12 protein-coding genes are annotated in these 16,097 nt (G+C 51.2%); 9 read left to right on the forward strand and 3 right to left on the reverse strand.

Translation table 11 applies throughout. From position 1 onward, the window contains the following. Positions 1-2: 2 nt before the first annotated feature. Genes BLX24_RS07545 through BLX24_RS07565 form a run of 5 tightly spaced genes read left to right on the forward strand, consistent with a single transcriptional unit; the run spans position 3 to position 5,001 of the window. Positions 3-1,313, forward strand: a complete 1,311-nt coding sequence (locus tag BLX24_RS07545; RefSeq protein WP_071502506.1) for a DUF4178 domain-containing protein — start codon at positions 3-5, stop codon at positions 1,311-1,313. A gap of 11 nt (positions 1,314-1,324) precedes the next feature. Beyond that, positions 1,325-1,546, forward strand: a complete 222-nt coding sequence (locus BLX24_RS07550; RefSeq protein WP_071502507.1) for a hypothetical protein — start codon at positions 1,325-1,327, stop codon at positions 1,544-1,546. Between the two features lie 12 nt (positions 1,547-1,558). Beyond that, positions 1,559-1,777: a DUF350 domain-containing protein gene (locus BLX24_RS07555; protein ID WP_071502508.1), complete on the forward strand. Its 219-nt coding sequence runs from the start codon at positions 1,559-1,561 to the stop codon at positions 1,775-1,777. Beyond that, positions 1,770-3,296: a polyamine aminopropyltransferase gene (locus BLX24_RS07560; protein WP_071502509.1), complete on the forward strand. Its 1,527-nt coding sequence runs from the start codon at positions 1,770-1,772 to the stop codon at positions 3,294-3,296. The genes BLX24_RS07555 and BLX24_RS07560 overlap by 8 nt, the downstream gene beginning before the upstream one ends. Before the next feature lie 13 nt (positions 3,297-3,309). Continuing rightward, the gene (locus tag BLX24_RS07565; protein ID WP_071502510.1) at positions 3,310-5,001 is read left to right on the forward strand and encodes an NAD(P)-binding protein; all 1,692 of its coding nucleotides are present in this window, start codon (positions 3,310-3,312) and stop codon (positions 4,999-5,001) included. Here BLX24_RS07565 and BLX24_RS07570 read toward each other — a convergent pair. Then, complete coding sequence (locus BLX24_RS07570; RefSeq protein WP_229201732.1) at positions 4,998-5,528, reverse strand: Uma2 family endonuclease; 531 nt, start codon at positions 5,526-5,528, stop codon at positions 4,998-5,000. The genes BLX24_RS07565 and BLX24_RS07570 overlap by 4 nt on opposite strands. A 152-nt stretch (positions 5,529-5,680) precedes the next feature. Between BLX24_RS07570 and BLX24_RS07575 the strand changes: the two genes are divergently transcribed. Further along, positions 5,681-6,868 (forward strand): phosphoglycerate kinase, encoded by a 1,188-nt coding sequence (locus tag BLX24_RS07575; RefSeq protein WP_071502512.1) that lies wholly within the window; start codon positions 5,681-5,683, stop codon positions 6,866-6,868. 171 nt (positions 6,869-7,039) lie between these two features. Here the strand turns inward: BLX24_RS07575 and BLX24_RS07580 are convergent, their stop codons facing one another. Then, entirely contained in the window at positions 7,040-9,493 is a 2,454-nt protein-coding gene (locus BLX24_RS07580) for an outer membrane beta-barrel family protein (protein WP_071502513.1), read from the reverse strand. Positions 9,494-9,913: 420 nt separating this feature from the next. Beyond that, positions 9,914-10,663: an outer membrane beta-barrel protein gene (locus tag BLX24_RS32635; protein WP_071502514.1), complete on the reverse strand. Its 750-nt coding sequence runs from the start codon at positions 10,661-10,663 to the stop codon at positions 9,914-9,916. 163 nt (positions 10,664-10,826) lie between these two features. Between BLX24_RS32635 and BLX24_RS07590 the strand changes: the two genes are divergently transcribed. The 3 genes from BLX24_RS07590 to BLX24_RS07600 all read left to right on the forward strand — a co-directional run bounded on the left by BLX24_RS07590 (position 10,827) and on the right by BLX24_RS07600 (position 16,085). After that, positions 10,827-12,041 (forward strand): sensor histidine kinase, encoded by a 1,215-nt coding sequence (locus tag BLX24_RS07590; protein WP_229201733.1) that lies wholly within the window; start codon positions 10,827-10,829, stop codon positions 12,039-12,041. An 11-nt stretch (positions 12,042-12,052) separates the two neighbouring features. Further along, positions 12,053-12,808, forward strand: coding sequence for a LytR/AlgR family response regulator transcription factor (locus BLX24_RS07595; RefSeq protein WP_071502516.1), 756 nt, complete (start codon positions 12,053-12,055; stop codon positions 12,806-12,808). A gap of 199 nt (positions 12,809-13,007) precedes the next feature. Then, a complete protein-coding gene (locus tag BLX24_RS07600) occupies positions 13,008-16,085 on the forward strand; it encodes a SusC/RagA family TonB-linked outer membrane protein (RefSeq protein ID WP_071502517.1) in 3,078 nt (1,025 codons plus the stop codon). Positions 16,086-16,097 lie beyond the last annotated feature (12 nt).

A 16,097-nucleotide genomic window follows, 5' to 3' on the forward strand; every position in this document is an offset into this window, starting at 1 on the left:
TTATGAGCCAACCCGACACTACACCTGCCGGTCAGACAGCCGAAACGCTCATTTGCCCGAACTGTCAGAAAGATGTTGTTTACTATGATCGGATAGACAGTTACTATTATGGCTGTCCCCACTGCCATCAGTTTTTTGACTATGAGCAGGAAGGTCCCCCGGTTAAGTTGCACCTTTTCGGCCAGACACCTTCGTTACCTTTGCTCAGGATCGGGCAGGAAGGCTTCCTCCGGCAGACGTGGGTGCGCGTTGTCGGCTATCTCTACCGCAAAGAGCAGGAAGCACCCGACAGCTGGGGCGAATATGTCTTGCTCGACCGCGATGGTAATCACAGCATGCTTGCCGAGTACAACGGGCACTGGACCCTGATTATGCCCGACAAAGGCCAATACGACGAATTTGCTGGCAAAGGGAAAGCCCGCTATGTCGACACCCCCGACCGGCAATACCGCCTGTTTCATCGCTACCGCCCGGAAACGCTGTATGCCGTCGGCGAGTTTGACTGGAACATCCTGGCAGACAAGGACATGGAAGTATCGGAATACATCCACCCGCCCTTCAGCCTGACGCACGAGCAACTGGGCAGTCAATCGGATTGGTACACCGGCGAATACATCCAGCCAGCTGACATCGCCGCCGCCTTCGGGCTTAACAACGACCAGCTTCCAACGCCTCACGGCATTGGTGCCAGCCAGCCATCGCCCGTTGAACAAAGCTGGCCGTCGCTGAAGCAGGTGACGCTTTATGCCCTGCTGGCACTGTTTATACTGCAGGTATTTTTCAGCCTGTTCGGCTGGAATAAAGCGGTCTATGAAGATGGGTTCACGGCGGATCGGGATACCAGCGCGCATTCGGAAGCCAACAGCTTTAAGCCGTTTATTTCCCCTGCCTTTACCGTTACCGGCCCTACCCTGCTGGAGTTCACATTCAGTTCACCCCTTGATAACCAATGGCTTGAACTACCGGTGAGTGTTGTTCATGAAGAATCCGGCAAAGCCTACACCTTCACGAAAGCACTCGAATATTATTACGGTGTGGATGGCGGTGAACACTGGTCTGAAGGCGACCGGAAAGACGATGCGTATTTATCCGGCATGCCATCCGGACGCTACCACCTGAATATCTATCCGTACTCCGGTAGCCTGGATCCGGTAAAGATTCACGTTGCTGTCCGGCAGAAAACACCAATCGCCAATCTGTTTCTCATTGCCGGACTGTTACTGGTCTACCCGTTATTTCAGTATGCCAGACAACGTTGGTTCGATTACAGTCGCTGGAGTAACAGCGATTATTCAGATATTGAGGAATCGTAACCCTTACGAGGATGTTTTTACAGACTATTTTTACACAACTGAAGACCGTAAAATTTTATGCCATCGGTGCCGGGCTGCTGCTGGGTCTGTTCATTTGGGCGGACTTCACCGGCACACGGCTCATCGGTGATGATAAAGAGACGGTCGAAGATCACGGGCAGGCCGGCAGCCATCATTACGCCGGCCGTAGCCGGCATTACTATGGCGGACGAAGTTCATTTCACCACAAATAACCCTCCTTACACATGGAAGAATACCTGAATATCAAGTACATTACGGCCTCAATCGTGTATTCCCTGCTGGGCATTCTCATTCTGGTTGTTGCCTTTGTTGTGATTGAGAAGCTAGCCCCCGAAAACCTCTGGAAAAAAATTGTTGATGAACAAAACGTAGCCCTGGCCATCATGGCAGCCGGTTTTATGCTGGCCGTAGCGATCATCATTAGCTCCGCCATACATGGCTGATTCCGGATCGACCAATCACCGGCCGTTGCTGTTGCTGATTTCCGTTTTCATCATTGCTACCTGTGGCCTCATCTACGAGCTGGTAGCGGGTACGCTGGCCAGTTATCTGCTCGGCGATTCCGTCATGCAGTTTTCGACCATTATCGGTGTCTATCTGTTTTCGATGGGCATCGGATCGTGGCTCTCTAAATTTCTGGAGGGTAACCTGCTCAAATGGTTTATCCGCATTGAGCTCATGGTTGGCATCATCGGCGGCCTCAGTGCGCCTACCCTGTTTATACTGTTTGAATTTGCGGCTTCGTTCCGGTTGTTGCTCTACACCTTTGTCAGCCTGACCGGCATCCTGGTTGGGCTGGAAATTCCGCTGCTGATGCGGATTCTGGAAAACCGGATTGCCTTTAAAGAGCTGGTTTCGCAGGTCTTTACCTTCGACTACATCGGGGCGTTGCTGGCGTCGCTCATATTCCCGCTCGTACTGGTGCCTTACCTGGGCCTGATCCGGACCTCCGTTTTTTTTGGTTTCCTCAACGTAGGTATCGCAGCCATTTTGTTGTACCAGTTTCCGGAAACACGCCCGTTCCGCCCCTCGCTGCTGGCTGGTATCGTGGCCACAGCACTGATGCTGACAACCGGTTTTGTTTTTGCTGACCGCATCATGTCCTTTGCCGAAGGACAATCGTTTCAGGATCGGGTAATTTACGCGAAAAGTACCCCTTACCAGCGCATCGTCCTGACCCAGAATCACCGCGACATGCGGCTGTACCTGAACGGCAACCTGCAATTCAGCTCGGCCGATGAATACCGCTACCATGAAGCACTCGTGCATCCGGTTATGCAAGGCGCCCAATCGCCGGAAAAGGTACTGGTGTTAGGCGGTGGCGATGGACTGGCCGTGCGGGAACTGCTCAAATACCCGTCCCTGACCAGTATCCGGCTGGTCGATCTTGATCCGGGCATGACCCGGTTGTTCCGGCAAAACTCCCGTCTCCGGCAGCTAAACCGGAATTCGCTGTTATCGCCGAAAGTGCAGGTCATCAACGCCGATGCCTTTACGTGGGTCCGTACCGACACAACCCGGTACGACGTCATTATCATTGACTTCCCGGACCCGTCCAACTATTCTATCGGTAAGCTTTATACGACAACGTTCTATCAGGAACTGGATCATCTGCTACGTCCTGCGGGGGTGGTAGTCGTACAATCGACCTCGCCGTTTGTTGCCCCAAAATCGTACTGGTGTATCAACCATACGCTTCAGGCTGTTGGTTTTCAGACAATTCCTTACCACCTGTATGTGCCCTCCTTCGGGGAATGGGGCTATGTGCTGGCACTACGGAATAAGCACTGGCGTTTAAACGGCTGGCTACCGCCAAATCTGCGTTATCTGAACCAGCAGACATTGCGGGATATGCTCCACTTTCCGACCGACATGGCCGAAGTCCCGACTGAGGTAAATAAACTTAATAATCAGGCGCTCGTTCAGTACTTTGAGGAAGAATGGGCACCTTACGCCAACTAATCCGGACACCGGTATGCCTCACTCTGACGATACGACCCGAACCTCCCGACGACAGTTTCTGGAACAAACTGTTGTGGGAACAGCGGCCCTGCTTTCAGGTTCGCTAGCGCTGGACGGGTGTGCAGCCACCGGCGATACCAGCCATATTACCGGTCAGCTGGCAGGCCCTAACCACCGGCTGGGCCACCTGTTGCGGGATGCTACTCACGGACGCTGGGCGCTTCCGGATACCCCGTTTACCGTTCCGTCGGTAGAGCCGGCTCACGAGGCCGACATCCTGATCGTCGGCGGTGGCATAGCAGGGTTATCGGCCCGCCGCTGGCTGGAACAACAGGGCGTCCGGAATGTTCTGCTGATCGAGCTGGAAGAAGAGACAGGCGGTAATGCGCAGTCGGGTGAAAATCCGGTGTCGCCCTATCCGCTGGGCGCCCACTACCTGCCCATACCGGATGTCCGTAACCGCGAGTTACTGGACTTTTTACAGCAAGCAGACGTCATTACCGGCTTTTCGCCGGAAGGGTTACCCGTCTATAACGATTATCACCTCTGCCACGATCCGGAAGAGCGGTTGCTGATTAAAGGGCATTGGCAGGAAGGCTTATTACCGGCCATGGGTGTGCCCGCCGACGAACAGGCGCAAATCAGCCGGTTTGTGGCCCTGACCGACAAACTCAAAGCCGCAACCGGAGCCGATGGCCGCGATGTGTTTGCGATTCCTGTCGCGGCATCTTCGACGGATCCGGAGTGGCAAAAACTGGACACTCTTTCGTTTGAGGAGTATCTGGCCCAACATGGCTTTACCTCCCCCTGCCTGCGCTGGTACCTCGCCTACGCCTGCAAAGACGATTATGGCACCAATCTGGCCAATACCTCAGCCTGGGCAGGCCTGCACTACTTTGCCTCCCGCAAAGGCAAAGCCGCCAATGCATCAGCGTCATCGGTACTGACCTGGCCGGAAGGCAATGCCTTTCTGGCCGCCCATCTGCGCCGGCAAGCCAGAAGCCCGATCCTGACAGGCTGGCTGGCACACTCCATCCGGCGCGACACCGACCGAGTCTATATCAAGGCGTTTTCTGCCCAAACGCAGCAACCGGCTTTTTTCAGCGCCAGGCAGGTGATTCTGGCAACTCCGCAGTTTATTACCCAACGACTGATCAATCCTGTTGCACCTGACCGTCAGGCACTAACTGCGGATTTTCAGTATGCCCCATGGCTGGTGGCCAACCTGACCGTTACCGCGCTCCCGCAGGAGCGTGGCATGCCTTTGTGCTGGGACAATGTAATTTACGGTTCAGATTCGGTAGGTTATGTGGTGGCACAACATCAGTCGCTGCAACCGCAGAGCGAGCAACAGGTTATCACGCTGTATTGGCCGCTCACGAATGAGGCACCGGACCTTGCCCGCCGGAAAGCGTATCAGACGCCGTATGCCGACTGGAAACAGATGATTCTGGCTGAGCTGGAGCAGGGACATCCGGGCGTAACAGCCTATGTGAGCGACATTCAGGTCTGGATTTGGGGGCACGGAATGATTGCACCACAGCGGGGATTTATCACCGGACAGGCCCGGCAGCAGGCCGCGCAACCCATAGCCGGTCAGCTCTTTTTTGCTCATTCCGATCTGAGTGGTATGTCTATTTTTGAGGAAGCATTTTATCAGGGCATCCGCGCGGCAAAGGAAGTGCTGAAGAGCCGGAATACCTAAAGCTCAAGAATGTCTGCTAATATGGTTTCAAAGCCAATCAACACATCATCACCGGTTAGCGTTTCCGTAAACAGCTTCGTGACGACAGGTGCGTCAGGCTTGTAAATAAATGTTTTTCCATCACGGGGTGAGACGAGCCAGCCAAGCCGCACGCCGTTTTTCAGCCAGATACCCATCTTGTCGTGCAGTTGATTCAGGTTATCTGTGTCCGATGCCAGTTCCAGCACAAAATCAGGGACCAGATACGGGATGGATTTTTTAACGCCGGTGCTCAGCGCATCCCAGCGATCACGTTTAATCCAGGCGACATCAGGGGCGCGCATCGACCGGTCGGGCAGGAAAAAACCACCGTTTGAATCGATGACTTTACCGGCTTTTATGCGCCGGTTCCAAATAATTAATTCTCCGTTTAGCTCGCTGTTATTCGAACTGGTTAACAAGTAGGTAGGTGACATATCAATAAAGAGCATGCCGTGCTCATCGCGCTCGATATGCAGCCCGGGGTTGGCGGTACAGAAAGAGGCCAATTCGTCATCTGTAAATTGCTCAACGTGAGGTATGTGTAACGGCACAATCATGGTCTTCTCCGGTTAGCTACCAACAAAAATAAGAAAATAACCGGCTGGTAGCGACAAATTCAGTAAGTTCGCCCCGAAATCAAACGACCTACTTACAAACAATGAAAACGGTTGATTCGTACAACTTCGCCGGTAAAAAAGCCTTAGTCCGCGTGGACTTTAACGTACCGCTCGACAGCAACTTTACGATCACGGATGATACGCGTATCAAAGCGACGATTCCGACAATCACTAAAATCCTGAACGACGGTGGCTCGGCCATTCTGATGTCACACCTTGGCCGTCCGAAAGGAGGTCCGGAAGAGAAATACTCTCTGAAGCACCTGGTGCCGACACTGTCTGAAACATTCGGTCGTGAGGTTAAATTTGCCGATGACTGCATTGGTCAGTCGGCCATTGATCAGGCTGCCGCGCTGCAACCAGGCGAAATCCTGTTGCTGGAAAACCTGCGTTTTTACAAGGAAGAAGAAAAAGGCAATGTTGAATTTGCCGAAAAACTGTCGAAACTGGGTGATGTATGGGTAAACGATGCCTTCGGCACCGCCCACCGCGCCCATGCCTCAACAGCTGTTATCGGTCAGTTCTTTGAAGACCGTGTGTGTGGCTATGTGATGCTGGCTGAAATCGAAAATGCCGATAAGATCCTGGAAAAAGCAGAGAAACCGTTTACCGCCATTATGGGTGGTGCAAAGATTTCTGACAAAATCCTGATCATCGAACGCTTACTCGATAAAGTTGACAACCTGATCATCGGCGGTGGTATGACCTACACGTTCGTGAAAGCGCAGGGTGGCAGCATCGGCAAATCATTGCTCGAAGCCGACAAGCAGGAACTGGCCCTTGAGATCCTGAAAAAAGCAAAAGAGAAAGGCGTTAACATTATTTTCCCGGTCGACAACCTCTGCGCCGATGCGTTCTCAAACGACGCGAACCGTCAGATTGCCGCTGCGGGCGAAATTCCTGACGGCTGGGAAGGTCTTGACATTGGTCCGGAATCGATCAAGCAATTTGCCGAAGTAGTGAAAAACTCAAAGACTATCCTCTGGAACGGTCCGATGGGTGTATTTGAGTTCGAAAACTTTGCCAAAGGCACGAACGCCATTGCTGAAGCGGTTGTAGAAGCGACTGAAAAAAACGGGGCCTTCTCCCTGATCGGTGGCGGCGACTCTGCGTCTGCGATTAACCAGGCTGGTTATGGTGACCGCGTCAGCTACGTATCAACCGGTGGCGGAGCGTTGCTCGAATACATGGAAGGTAAAGAATTACCGGGTGTTGCTGCGCTGAAATAATACTTTTTAGTATATTAGCCTAGCCGCATCAAAAAAGCCACCTTTCAAGATGAAGGTGGCTTTCCGGCACATTTTCTTAACCTAAACTAATATCTATTGAGTGATTGTGCGAATGAGTGAGTGAGTGGTATTTATCTTTAAAATCCGCTCACTCACTCATTCACCCAATCGCTAATTATTTCCTCCCGCGCGGCTTTGTTCGGCCGATGTCGCTGACTGACGCTGACGCGCTCCTTTCACATTCTGGTTACCGAAACGGTACGTAAAAGTGGCCCGCACAATCCGGCTTTCCCAACCCGCTTTCACCCGGAAATTAATATCCTGATACTGCGCAATACCATTGAAACGGTTCAGCCACAGCGGGTCGTTAATGTTTACTTTCAGCGTACCTTTCTTGTTGAGTACTGATTTCTGCACACCCATGCTGAAGGCGCCTTGGGGCTGGTAGCGGTAGAAACCATACACACCCGGCGAGTTATACCATCCTGACAGCTCTGCGGTAAAGCCCTTACCCAGTACAAAGGAGTTTGAAGTGTACAGGTTATAGGCAACAAACGACACATTGTACTGCGCACCTAAATACGGCGAGTTAAATCTGTTGTAATAGGCCGTTACGTTGTTCTGCATCGTCCACCACTTATTGACCCGAACCGGGAAGCTGATTGTCAGGTTAACGTTGTCCTGGGTCGCTAAATTGTCCGTGATTACGTATGTGATATTTTTTTCGGCAATCTGGCCCGGTACTTCATCTACAATCACATCTGTTGTCCGGCTGTAGCCTAATGAAGTCGAGAACGCTCCCTTATATACGTGTGTCAGCTGGAACGAGTTGGTGAACTGCGGACGCAGGTACGGATTTCCTTCCTTGTAGGTATACGGGTCCAGATAGAACCGGAACGGATTCAGGTTCTGGTAATTCGGACGGTCGATCCGGCGGCTGTACGACAGGTTCAGAACGTTGTTGGTGTCCAGCTGACGCGACAGGAACACGGTAGGGAACAGATTGGTATAGGACCGGTCAACCACTTTATTCAGCGTGACCGAGTTCCCCCGCGATTGCGTGTTTTCGACCCGCACACCCGCCTGGAACGTGGTCCGTTTGTCAATCTTGCCGGAATAGTTCGTATAGACCGCATTAATCTTCTCGGTATAAATAAACTGGTTAGACTGACCGGCATTCGGTACCCAGCGGCCATCGACGAAATCGTCGTAGCTCATATTATTGTCAGACGATACATAGCTGCTTTTGACACCGGCTTCAAACTTTCCGCCCTTAGCCATCGGGTGTACGTAATCTGACTTAAACGCCCAGATGTTAATGGCAGACGGCATGATGTTCCGCACAATTTCTGCGGGACGAACCGTATTCCCTTTGGCATCCTGATAGGTAGTGCTCAGGTTGTTATACGAATCGCCATCGAAGTAGGAATAGTCCATATCGGCGGTCAGCTCACGGCCTTTACCATCGAAATCGTACTTATAGTTTACGTTGCCGGTCAGGTTGCTCCATTTGTTCTTCACCCCGACATTCGTAGTCGGTTTCAGGGTAATATTGCCGTTGGCATCCTTAATCGTTGTATAATTGAAGGCATTCAGTTGCTGCCAGTCGTTGATAAAGCCCGTGGTCAGGAAACCAATCGTGCTTTTTTTACTCACGAAATAATCGAGACCGGCCCGTACGTTATGCCCGTCAAACCGGTTCGGACGATACGAATTCTGCTCAAAATAAGTCAGCGACGTACCATTCGGAATGGTCCGGTAAATCTCGTTCATCTGGAAACGACGGTTGTGGAAATAGCTATAGTTGCCAAAGGCGTTAATTTTGCCAACGCGGTGGTTCAGGCTCAGGTTAGTATTGGCTTTTTCGAAGCGGCCATAACCGGCACCAAGAGTCAGTGTTCCATTCGTACCGAAGTTTTTATTCTTTTTCATCCGGATATTGATGATCCCGACATTACCCGCCGCATCATATTTTGAAGATGGGTTTGTGATGATCTCAATCTTCTCAATGTTATCGCTTGGCGTGTTTTTCAGCAGGTTAGCGACATCAGCCGACGACAGATAGGTTTGCTTGCCGTCAATCATAACAATCACGCCTGATTTACCTTTTAGTTGCAGCTGATCGGTTTGCCGGTCGATGGTTACCCCCGGGGCTTTTTCCAGCACTTCGAGCGCTGTGCTGCCGCTCGACACGATGCTGTTTTCTACGTTTACTACCGTGCGGTCGATTTCCTGCTCGATAAACGGCTTTTTCGCCGTTATTTTTACTTCGTTCAGGTTTTTAGATTCCTCCAGCATCGCTAAGGCCGGCAGTTCGGCAAACGGATGATTCTGGTCAAGCGTAAAGGCTTCGCTATATGTTTTACGGAAGCCAAGTTGCTGCGCCAATACGCGGTACTGACCGGCTCCGATACTCTCGAAGTCATACTTACCAGATACATCGCTGACCGCCCCTTTTACCAGCGTCGAGTCTTTCGCCTTCACCAGCATCATGGTAACAAACTCCAGTCCTTTACCGGCACCGTCGACGACTGTACCACGGACAGTACCCCGAACAGGGTTCTGAGCCCAGGTGGTGGTGGCAAGCAAAGCGGCAATAAATGTGGAGGTAATAAACGTTTTCATCGTGTTAAGAAATTTGTTGTCTACGATTCAGATTCAGTGTTGTTGCTGTTCAAGCTGTTGTTGTTGTTACTGCTCAGGCAGGTTATTGTCCCCGTTGAACTACATTGCAAAGTTAGGTAGTTTGCATTGCATAGTACCTTTTCTTACACGAATGGTCGATTCGAAAGGATGACTGGTTCTGTCGGGGGGAAAGCGTCAAAACGTGCTTAACGACGATGTAAAGTTCTTTTTAAAGATGCAGGGCCACAACCAAACGTTGCATGAACCCGCAAAAACAAGCGACTAAATCGCAAAAATCCCCGTAGAGACGCAACATCTTGCGTCTCATCAAACCGTTAGGTTAGCCCGAATCAGACGGTTAATTACAGAAATCGGCTGGCCCAGAAATGAGACGCAACATCTTGCGTCTCTACGAGGGGATTACAGGCGCAGGCCGGCACTCCAGACATTTAAGTCAGGGCCTTGTCCGGCGCGGAACAGCGGAGACGGCTCATAGCGGAAGAAGAAGGCACTGCCTTTGTTCCAGCCGATTTCGCCGGTTACCCCCCAGCGGACAGGACTCAGGTTGTATGAACCATGATCGCGGATCGCGCGGTTTTTACGGCCATCCGTTTCTTCCGGTTTCAGCGATGTATAGCTATCAACACGCGTTCCGATGTAGGCACCGGCACCAAACCAGAAGCCAGACGAGAAACGGACATTCAGCACGGCCGGTACGTTTACCTGCGTAACAACCAGTTTTGATTTACGGAGCGGTTGCACAGCCGGAATTACGTCTAAGACATTATTACGTTCTACCAGCACCTTGTTGTCTTCAAACATAAAGTTATTCCAGGCGATCTCTGGTCCGATCCCCAACCGCAGCTTAGCGTTTTTCCCCTGCACCAGCGTGATGTTCCGGCGCCATGACAAGGCTACAAAGCGGGAACCGCCGGTACGGAGGTCATAGTTGAGCGGTGCGGCCGAATTCCAGTTATTGAAACCGATATACAGACCGAAGTCTTTCGTTACCCGTTTCACAACACGGTCGGCTTTGGTATCAATCGTAATGGTGGTTACCGTCGTTGAGCTCGTGGTGGTAGTTTTTGTGCTGTCTGAAGGTGTCTGGGCAGCAGCCATAGAAGTGGCAAAAGCAGCAATTGCGAACGAAAGGGTTGAGAACGTTTTCATGGCTTTTTGTGAGTTTATGATTTGTATTTGTCGTTTTCTGATGGGTAGATGCAGGCTTTCTGAGCGCAGGTTGCACGCCTGCACATTTTTTTTTATTTTTTTTCTTCGTGCCGGCATCCAGCGATTCTGCTCTGAACGACGGTTCAAATTTGCAGCGTTGAAAATGCCCTTGCCGCATCCATTCGACAAACGCCCTAAACACCTCGTCCAGCCTGTTTCTGTCCCGATGAACGGACTTCCGGATAAGCCCCTGCCGCCTTTCGGGTTTGTCGGACAAACCAGGGCGTTTGTCGAAGATTGTTGGCACGGGTATTCCCTGCGGTTAAGTTTGCAGCAAACTCCGACAGTCATGAACCTCGCCTTTCCACGGTTATCGGCCAACTTCATCCGCAACAGCTTATACCTGCTGGCTTTTTTTGTGCAGTTGTTCACCATTGCCAGCAGCCCGGGCCGACTTTCCTATTTTACCATCACGTTCACGCTTGCGCGCTGGATCAGTGTCTATATCTACCATGTATGGGTCCTGAACCGGTTCCTGCCTACCCGGAAATACGTGGCCATCCTGGCGGGCACCTTACTGGCCGGCCTAAGTTTTATCGCCGTCCGCTACTCGCTGGAGGAGATCATTTCGCCATTGCTTTTCAACGCCCGGAACTACGCCGACGGGACAACATTAGCTTATTATATACAAGACAATCTGTATTTTGCGTTGCCTACAATTGGCCTGGGCTGGCTGGTCAAACTGGTGGAAGACTGGTTTACCTACCAGATCGAACGCAGCAGCCTGGTCTCCGAACGCAACACGGCCGAACTCGCTTTTCTGAAATCGCAGGTTAATCCGCACTTTCTGTTCAATACACTCAACAACATCTACGCCCTTGCCTATACCAAATCGCCGGAGGCACCGGAAGCTATCCTTAAATTATCCGGGCTGATGCGGTATATGCTCTACGAGAGCAGCAGTCCCGATGGCCAGTCGCAGAAAGTAGCCCTGTCGAAAGAAGTAAAATACCTCACTAACCTGATTGATCTGGAAAAAATCCGCGTAGCGAATGCGCAGGTACATGTTCAGACAGAAGGTAACCTCGACCTGTATCGTATTGAACCGCTGTTGCTGATTACGTTTGTGGAGAATGCCTTTAAACACGGTGACCTGACCAATGCCAGTCAGCCGCTCACAATTCTGCTCTCGGTTAAACAAGGCCAATTGACATTCATCACCAAAAACAAGAAGTCGCAGCGGCAAAAAGACGCGGTTGGTGGTATTGGTTTGCAAAATGTGCAGCGGCGATTAGCTTTGCTGTACCCAAACCGGCATACCTTACAGATTAATGATGAAAACGGATCCTACGTTTGTCATCTTACCATTCAACTTTGACTCTGAAAACAATGGCCAACCCGCTACGTACGCTGATTGTGGATGATGAGCCCCTGGCACACATGATTCTCACCGATTATGTGTCCAAAGTGCCTTTCCTGACCCTGGTCGGTGCCACTACCAGTCCGATTGACGCCCTGACCCGCCTGCAACGCAATGAGGTCGACCTGATTCTGCTCGACATTCAGATGCCGGAGCTGACCGGTATGCAGTTTCTGAAGCTCGCTGAGAGCGGCCTTACTTCACATACATGCCGGATTATCCTGACTACAGCGTATACAGACTACGCCCTTGAAGGCTATGAATACAATGTGGTCGATTATCTGTTGAAACCAATTTCGTTTGACCGCTTTCTGAAGGCCGTTCAGAAAGCCTGGCAAAAGGCGGACCCAGCCGGTGATCCGGCAGCCTCCCCTGCCACTCCGGATACGCTTATTTCCAGAACTCCGGCAACAACACCTGATTTTATATTTGTCAAAACCGAGTATAAACTACAGCGGGTAAATTTACCCGATATTCTCTATATAGAAGGATTAAAAGATTACCTGTCAATATACACCACAACCGAACGGATTCTGGCCCTGCAAACCATGAAAAGTATGGATGAAAAGCTACCGCCGGAACAATTTATGCGGGTGCATAAATCCTATATTATCGCCCTAAAAAGGATTGATTCAATTGAACGAAACCGGATTTATATCGGCAAGGCAATTATCCCGATCGGAGATACATTCAGGGATGATTTTTATAAACGTATTGATCAATAAGGTATACAAATAAATTTACCCTTTATTTTGTCGTAATTACTTCACTACTAAGCCCTTCAACTATTGTTAAAACAATAATTTTATTTAACATTATTAAGTAATTACTGTAATAAAAACAGAATAATACTATAGATTAATTATTTATTAAAATTCGACCCTATTTTTACCCGAATTTTTAACCTAAAAATCACGTGTAAAGATGAGAGTTACTTTACGATTCTACTTCATCATCACTGCGTGGCTGATTACTTCGGTGGCTTTTGCCCAAAATCAAACTGTTTCAGGCCGTGTTACATCGGCAGAAGACGGCAGCAGTTTACCCGGCGTTTCAGTAGCAGTAAAAGGGCAGTCACGGGGAGTTGTTACCGACGCTTCGGGTAATTACCGGATCGCTGTTTCCTCTACATCAACCCTTGTCTTCAGCTTTATCGGGTTTACGACTGCCGAAGAGGTTGTTGGTGCCCGCACAACCATTGATGTGAAACTGGCGACGAATGTCCGCAACCTGTCGGAAGTGATCGTGACCGGTTTCGGTTCGCAGATCAAACGCGATGTAACAGGTAATATCGCTAAAGTCCGGACATCCGAGATTCAGGACATGCCGGTGGCCACGTTTGACCAGGCTATTCAGGGCAAAGCGGCCGGGGTGCAGGTCAACGCCGGATCGGGTAAACTGGGTCAGGGCATCCAGATCCGTGTGCGTGGCCAGTCTTCTGTATCGGCCTCAAACCAACCGTTATATGTCATCGACGGTATTCCGGTAACGACCGACAACCTGGCGCTGTCTGACGGTGCAACCAACCCGTTGTCGGACATTAACCCGCAGGATATTGAGTCGATCGAGATCCTGAAAGATGCCTCTGCCGCCGCCATTTATGGTTCACGGGCCGCCAACGGTGTGGTACTGATTACAACCAAACGTGGTAAAGCCGGTCGTACAAACGTGACATTCGGTGCGCAGTACGGTGCCAGCACGCCAAGCCGGAAGCTGGCGTTCCTGAATACGCAGCAGTACGTTGACTTCTACCTGAAAGCAGCCGGTAACTCTGACCGCATCGAGAGCCTTGACGTAAACGATCCGGATTCGTATACTTCGTACATGAAGAGTTTCTTCGAAGCCCAGAGCCTCGGCACATTCGGCACCGCCAATCAGGTGAGCACCAACTGGGGTGATCTGGCCTATCAGGATGCGCCTTTCCAGCAGTATGACCTGAACCTGAACGGTGGTAACGAAAAAACATCATTCTATATCTCGGGCCAGATCCTGGATCAGAAAGGGATTCTGGTCGGAAACCAGCTTGGCCGGATGTCGGGCCGGATTAACCTTGACCACCGCGTATCTGACAAATTCCGGATTGGATTTAACACCGGTAACAGCCGTACGCTGAACAAGCGGATTTCGGGCGACCGCCAGTTCGATAACCCGATGCAGATGGTGGCCCTGCCGCCAATGACGCCGTCGACCGATCCGGCAACGGGCTTACCGGTAGGAACCCCTCCGGGCGACCTTAGCATCCCGGTGTATTATAACCCGCTGATTAACATCGGAAACGCTTATTACAACACAACCGTTTACCGGAATATCAGCAGCATTTACGGTCAGCTGGAAATCGCACGGGGCCTGTCATTCCGTACCGAACTGGGTGTCGATGTACTGAACCAGCAGGAAGAACTGTACTACAACAGCAAAACACAGCGGAACTTTGGCGCACCACAAGGCGTGGGCCGCAACCGCTACGTCCGGGTTGAAAACTACAACACCAACAATTTCTTCAGCTATAATAAGTCGTTTGGCAAAAGTGTAATCGACGGTACGCTTGGCTTGTCATACCAGCAATCGCAAAGCAAAACCAACTTTATCGAGGGCCGCGACTTCCCGTCGGACGCCTACCGGATGATTGCCAGCGCCGCGAAATATTCATCAGGTAGCTCAACTCAAACGGACTACCGCTTCCTGTCTTACTTCGCCCGCGCCAACTATAAATTTGCCGACCGTTATCTGGTAGGTGTGAGCGCGCGTGTGGATGGTTCGTCGCGTTTCGGTCGTGAAAACCGCTATGGTTTCTTCCCGGCAGCGTCAGTAGGCTGGGTAATTACCGAAGAAGATTTCCTGAAAAACAACGGAACGTTCAGCTTCCTGAAACTACGGGCCAGCTACGGCCGGACCGGGAACGCCGAAATCGGTAACTTCCCGCAACTGGGTCTGTTCATCGGTGATGCCAGCTACGGTGCTTTACCGGGCCAGCGCCCATCACAGCTGGCCAACCCAGGCCTGAGCTGGGAAACAACCGACCAGGCCGACATCGGTCTTGATTTTGGTATCCTGAACAACCGCATCAACGGTGAGCTGGATTACTACAACAAGCAAACAACCGGCCTCTTGCTGAACGTAAACGTGCCGGGTACATCCGGTTTTGCAACGCAGTTCCGTAACGTGGGTAAACTGGAAAATAAGGGCGTTGAAGTGGTTATCAACACCGACAACATCGTTGGCGAGTTTAAATGGAAAACCAGCCTCAACTTCGCAGCAAACCGCAACAAGATTAAGGACCTGCAGGGGCAGATTATTGAAGGCGGCCTCAACAACATGAGCCGCGCGGTTGAAGGCCAGCCACTGGGCGTTTTCTACACCGCTGAGTATGCCGGTGTTGATCCGGCCAACGGTGACGCTCTCTGGTATAAGAACACACAGAACACCGATGGGTCACTGGACCGGTCTACAACCAACGTCTACAGCCAGGCACAACGCGTTGTCGTTGGTAACCCGATGCCGAAATGGCAGGGCGGTATTACCAACACTTTCAGTTTCAAAGGCTTTGACCTGAGCGTGTTTTTTAATGCCGTAGTCGGCAACAAGATCAACTTCTATGGGGTGGGCCGCTACTCATCGGCAAACGGCCGATTCGAAGATAATCAGACGGTTAATCAGCTGGCCGCCTGGACAAAGGAAAACCCGAATACAAACGTACCGGAAGCCCGTTTGTTCTACAACAACGGTGCCCAGCCGTCAAGCCGCTTTGTCGTTGACGGTTCCTACGTGCGGTTGCGGAACGTGACTCTGGCGTATAACGTACCGAAGGCCCTGCTGAGCAAGATTAAAATGAACAGCGCCCGCCTTTTCGTAACCGGCCAGAACCTGTTGACCTTTACGAAGTATGTAGGCTGGGATCCGGAAGTAAATGCCGATGATGTGGTATCGAACATCGCACAAGGCTATGACTTCTACACGGCGCCCCAGGCACGGACCATTACAGGTGGGGTAACTATCGGATTCTAAACCATCAACGAC

The sequence above is a fragment of the Arsenicibacter rosenii genome (assembly GCF_001870735.1).
Classification (GTDB): domain Bacteria; phylum Bacteroidota; class Bacteroidia; order Cytophagales; family Spirosomataceae; genus Arsenicibacter; species Arsenicibacter rosenii.

Coding starts and splice junctions, on each gene's coding strand:
- BLX24_RS07545 (WP_071502506.1), top strand. CDS start 3: ATGAGCCAACCCGACACTACACCTGCCGGTCAGACAGCCGAAACGCTC.
- BLX24_RS07550 (WP_071502507.1), top strand. CDS start 1,325: ATGTTTTTACAGACTATTTTTACACAACTGAAGACCGTAAAATTTTAT.
- BLX24_RS07555 (WP_071502508.1), top strand. CDS start 1,559: ATGGAAGAATACCTGAATATCAAGTACATTACGGCCTCAATCGTGTAT.
- BLX24_RS07560 (WP_071502509.1), top strand. CDS start 1,770: ATGGCTGATTCCGGATCGACCAATCACCGGCCGTTGCTGTTGCTGATT.
- BLX24_RS07565 (WP_071502510.1), top strand. CDS start 3,310: ATGCCTCACTCTGACGATACGACCCGAACCTCCCGACGACAGTTTCTG.
- BLX24_RS07575 (WP_071502512.1), top strand. CDS start 5,681: ATGAAAACGGTTGATTCGTACAACTTCGCCGGTAAAAAAGCCTTAGTC.
- BLX24_RS07580 (WP_071502513.1), bottom strand. CDS start 9,493: ATGAAAACGTTTATTACCTCCACATTTATTGCCGCTTTGCTTGCCACC.
- BLX24_RS32635 (WP_071502514.1), bottom strand. CDS start 10,663: ATGAAAACGTTCTCAACCCTTTCGTTCGCAATTGCTGCTTTTGCCACT.
- BLX24_RS07590 (WP_229201733.1), top strand. CDS start 10,827: ATGCCCTTGCCGCATCCATTCGACAAACGCCCTAAACACCTCGTCCAG.
- BLX24_RS07595 (WP_071502516.1), top strand. CDS start 12,053: ATGGCCAACCCGCTACGTACGCTGATTGTGGATGATGAGCCCCTGGCA.
- BLX24_RS07600 (WP_071502517.1), top strand. CDS start 13,008: ATGAGAGTTACTTTACGATTCTACTTCATCATCACTGCGTGGCTGATT.